Consider the following 1280-nt stretch of genomic DNA (forward strand, 5'->3'; position numbering starts at 1 on the left):
ATGAGCGGAGTTCGGCCGCGAGCCCTCGAAGAAGCACGGGGAACCCCGCCGGAGAGAGGCAGGCGGGGTTCCCCGTGGATCACCTGGTCCCGCGGACCAGGTGGGTCACTTCAGGGTCAGCTGCTGACCCGGGAAGATCAGGTTCGCGTCCTTGACGACGTCCTTGTTCAGCTCGAAGAGCTTCTTCCAGTCGACGCCGTGCTTCTCGGCGATCGTGCCCAGCGTGTCGCCGGACTGGACGGTGTAGGTGCCCTCGACCGACACGGTCTTCTTGACCTGGGTCTTCGTCTCGGTCTTGGTCTGCTGCTTGGTCTCGGTCTTCGGGGTGACCTTCTTGCTGGTGCTGCCCGAAGCGACGTCCTGGTGCTCGGTGCCGCCGCCCTTGGTCAGGCCGGCCTTCTTCGAGCACACCGGCCAGGCGCCGGGGCCCTGGGCCTGGAGCACGCGCTCGGCGACCGCGATCTGCTGGGCCTTGCTGGCCTGCGAAGCGTTCGAGGCGTAGCTGGTGCCGCCGTAGGCAGCCCAGGTGGAAGCGTTGAACTGCAGGCCGCCGTAGTAGCCGTTGCCGGTGTTGATCGACCAGTTGCCACCGCTCTCGCACTGCGCGACCGCGTCCCAGGTGGACGTCGACGCGGCGTTGGCGGGCGCGGCCAGGGCGAACGGCGTGGCGACGACCGCGCCGGCCAGCGCCACCCGGGCGAGGTTGCGGCCGGTGGCGGACTTGCGGTGCTTGCCTCGGGAGAAAGCCATGTTTCGTCTCCAGCAATGCCTGCGCTGGCACCGGTGGCGGCGCGCTGAGCCGATCGGGATCGGCCCGGTGCGAACTGCCGCCGCGGGTCGTCAGGCCCCTGCCCCTGATGCGTGTCGGGGGTTCGAAAAGTCCGCCGGGCAGGGTTCGGCGCTGCGGACTTCCGGTCTTGCTCGGTCGGCTTCGGGGGTGCCGACGGAGGGCCACGCTACGTAGCGAGATTCCGGAGACCAAACCATCAGAGAGTGACCATCGTCATAGAAACGCCAGCAAGATCGCCGCGATGTCGGCGTTTTACCAGGTCGCCTCGTTATCGTTCGGCAATCTAAAAATCGAAAATCAATCACCCACTGTGAGATGCGGACCACGACTAACCCAAGTGAGTTAATACGGAGCGCGATCAACCGAATCCGATCAGTGCCGACGCAGACGGAAAGGCCGCGGCCGGGCCGTGGTGGCCCGCTGACGACAAAACACCCACAGCATCTGTGTTAGAGAGGTTAATGTATAAAAACCCACAGACATCGAGAAC

The 1280-nt window shown here is 65.4% G+C and carries 1 protein-coding gene; it reads right to left on the reverse strand.

Annotated features, from left to right (window positions below; all coding sequences use genetic code 11):
* Positions 1-105: 105 nt before the first annotated feature.
* A complete protein-coding gene (locus ABTZ89_RS38765; RefSeq protein WP_270948200.1) occupies positions 106-750 on the reverse strand; it encodes a transglycosylase family protein in 645 nt (214 codons plus the stop codon).
* Between the last annotated feature and the right edge of the window lie 530 nt (positions 751-1280).

It is taken from the genome of Saccharopolyspora sp. NPDC002686 (genome assembly GCF_040295745.1).
GTDB lineage: Bacteria > Actinomycetota > Actinomycetes > Mycobacteriales > Pseudonocardiaceae > Saccharopolyspora > Saccharopolyspora oryzae.

Coding starts and splice junctions, on each gene's coding strand:
- ABTZ89_RS38765 (WP_270948200.1), bottom strand. CDS start 750: ATGGCTTTCTCCCGAGGCAAGCACCGCAAGTCCGCCACCGGCCGCAAC.